The sequence below is a fragment of the Xanthobacter sp. BG11Y11_SDJG genome (genome assembly GCF_057364445.1).
Genome location: NZ_JBNFNU010000491.1, coordinates 1 through 2,693 on the forward strand (window position 1 = coordinate 1; position 2,693 = coordinate 2,693).

The 2,693-nt window shown below is 66.5% G+C and carries 2 protein-coding genes and 2 pseudogenes; 1 reads left to right on the forward strand and 3 read right to left on the reverse strand.

The features are described 5' to 3' along the window. The 3 genes and pseudogenes from AC2W7M_RS23325 to AC2W7M_RS23335 all read right to left on the reverse strand — a co-directional run. Positions 1–196, reverse strand: a pseudogene (locus AC2W7M_RS23325) (hypothetical protein); the annotation flags it as partial. A 93-nt stretch (positions 197–289) separates the two neighbouring features. Beyond that, a pseudogene (locus AC2W7M_RS23330) lies at positions 290–1,269 on the reverse strand (magnesium transporter CorA family protein). A gap of 140 nt (positions 1,270–1,409) precedes the next feature. Beyond that, positions 1,410–1,622 (reverse strand): hypothetical protein, encoded by a 213-nt coding sequence (locus AC2W7M_RS23335; RefSeq protein WP_486135302.1) that lies wholly within the window; start codon positions 1,620–1,622, stop codon positions 1,410–1,412. A 315-nt stretch (positions 1,623–1,937) separates the two neighbouring features. Here AC2W7M_RS23335 and AC2W7M_RS23340 point away from each other — a divergent pair, with 315 nt between their 5' ends. Continuing rightward, complete coding sequence (locus AC2W7M_RS23340) at positions 1,938–2,540, forward strand: L,D-transpeptidase (RefSeq protein ID WP_486135304.1); 603 nt, start codon at positions 1,938–1,940, stop codon at positions 2,538–2,540. The last annotated feature ends 153 nt before the right edge of the window (positions 2,541–2,693 follow it).

Consider the following 2,693-nt stretch of genomic DNA (forward strand, 5'->3'; position numbering starts at 1 on the left):
GCCCTCCAGCGTTCCAGCGCCACCGCGCGCCCCTTGCGGCTCGGCGCGCTGGGCCGCCGGCACCGCCTGGGCGACGGCTGGCGGCCTCCTCGGCGATGGTGTTCCACGCGCCGCAGGCGTCGCACTTGCCCTGCCAGCGGGTATAGACCGCGCCGCAGGCCTGGCAGGCGAAGCTCGTCTGGTCACGCTTGGCCATGGCTGCGCACGTCTCCCGCCGGCCCCGCGAATCCTGTGCCGTTCCCGGCAGTCTAATGCGGGAGCGCGCCGGCCGTCTCGCCGGTCCCCGCCCTTACAGCCAGCCGCGCCACTTGAAGATGAGGTAGGGGAAGATGGCCGAACACAGCATGAGCCCCAGGGCCATGGGATAGCCCAAGGCCCAGTCCAGCTCCGGCATGTCCTTGAAATTCATCCCGTAGATGGCGCCGATCAGGGTCGGCGGCATGAGCACCACGGTGATGACGGCGAAGATCTTGATGATGTTGTTCTGCTCCAGGCCCACCATGCCGATGGTGGCGTCGAGCAGGAACTGCAGCTTGTCGCCGATGAAGGCGGCATAGTCCGAGAGGCCGGCCACGTCGCGGCTCATGGACTTGATGGCAGCCCGGTGGTCCTTGGTGACCGATAGGCCGTCGGTCTCGGTGCCGAGGAAGGACAGCATGCGCTGCAGCGAGGCCAAGCTCTCGCGGGCGGAGGAGACGAGCCCCTCCTTGCGGCCGATATGGGACAGGATGGCGCGGTAGCGCTGGTTGGCGCTCTCGCGCGACACGCGCTCGCGCCGGAAGATGTTGTGCGAGATGCGCTCGACGTCGGCGCCGATCTGCTCCAGTACGTCCGCGGCGCGGTCCACCACCGCGTCGAGCAGCTGTATCAGCACGCTCTCGCCGTCGATGCTGACGGGGCAGGCCTTGCCGAGCCTGTGCTTTACGGTGGTGAAGGGTCGCGGATCGCCATACCGCACCGTCACCAGGCTGGTGCCGGCCAGAATGAAGCTGATGGCGGCGATGAAGGGGGTCTCGGTTTCGGCGCCGCAGAGCACGGCGGCGGTCATGTAGCGCGCGCTACCCTCGATATAGAGGCGGCTCGACTGCTCGATCTCGCCCATTTCCTCGCGGGTCGGTATTTCGATGCCGAGCGCCTGCTCGATGATCTTGTCCTCGCCTTCGCTCGGCGAGACCAGATCGAGCCATACGAAGCCCTGCGGCAGGCCGACGGGTCCGTCACGGGAACCGCGGTCAGGCTGCCGTTGGCAGGAACATAGGCTGTGAGCATGGCAAGACCTCGGGCCGCGGGGAGCGCACTTCCTAGCTCGCTCCCGGTCCGGAGGAAATCGGCTGGCGGCGCCCCCGCGCACGCTTCGCCTCCGTCCGATCATACCCGACGACGCGGAAGTCGCCGGGTCCGCCTGTCACTCAGGCCGCGAAATACTCGATGTCGCGAAGGGTGACGACGCGCTTCTCGGCATTCTTCATCTCTGCGGCGCGCTTGTCGCTGCTCTGATGCGCGGCGGCGGCCACGGCCGAAATCCCGATCGCGCCCCACTGGGGCACCTGTTGGGCCTGCGCCCGCTTCAGTTCGGCCTCGCTACGCTGGCTGAGCCCCTGCGACGGCTGGTCGGTCGACATATCCCTCTCCTAATCGCACGCCCCGAAACTTGAGGCGCTTACTGCAAGACCTCTCCTAGATGGCCATCGACTGCGTCAAAACTGTGCAATCGCTGCGGCCCCTACGAGGTCATTCCACGATCAAGCCGCCAAATGCTTGCGAATTCGCGAATTTCCCGCACAAAATCTAAGCTGTGCGGCATTTCTGCAACGCTGGGTGAGAAGACGCCCGCGACGCAGCGGCATCCCCTTCAAGACGGTGGAGGCTTGGGTTAATTCATTTCTCGACACTTTTTTGATTCCTCCGCGGGGAGGAACACACATTAAGAGGCACAGATGAACTGGCGGGCGGTAGGGGCACTTCTGCTCGGTGCGGCGCTCAGCGGCTGCGTTTCTGAAACCATGTCGCCGACCCCGGAATCTGCGCTGAAGCCGCGCGACAAGCAGCTTCTCGCTCAGGCTCCCTACACCAAGGTCAAGCCCGAGGGCCGGCTGGCCCGGCACATTGTCGATTATCCGACCAGCAAGAAGCCGGGCACGATCGTCGTCGATACCCCCAACAAGTACCTCTATCTGGTGGAGAAGGACGGCAAGGCGATCCGCTACGGCGTGACCGTGGGCGAGGAGAGCCTGGCATTCCGCGGCCAGGCGAAGGTGGGCCGCAAGGCCGAGTGGCCGAGCTGGACCCCCACCCCCGAAATCCACCAGCGCATTTCCGGCCTGCCGTCTTATGTGGGGCCGGGCCCGCACAATCCCATGGGCGCCCGCGCGCTGTACCTCTACCAGGGCAACCGCGACACCCTGTTCCGCATCCACGGCACCAACCAGCCCGAGCTGCTGGGCCAGGCCATCTCCTCCGGCTGCATCCGCATGCTGAACGAGGACGTGATCGACCTCTACAACCGCGCGCCCATGGGTGCCGACGTGGTGGTTCTCTGACCCGGTCCTGACGGGACTCGCTCTGAGGGGCGCGGCTTTCGGCCCGCGCCCTTTTTGTTTTGGCGCGGACTGAACCGCAGCGACGGCGGCCGGGCCGCGGCGCGGGTTCCGGCGTTCGGGTCGCCTCGACCGGCGCCGTACGGGCGGCGCATC

Coding starts and splice junctions, on each gene's coding strand:
- AC2W7M_RS23335 (WP_486135302.1), bottom strand. CDS start 1,622: ATGTCGACCGACCAGCCGTCGCAGGGGCTCAGCCAGCGTAGCGAGGCC.
- AC2W7M_RS23340 (WP_486135304.1), top strand. CDS start 1,938: ATGAACTGGCGGGCGGTAGGGGCACTTCTGCTCGGTGCGGCGCTCAGC.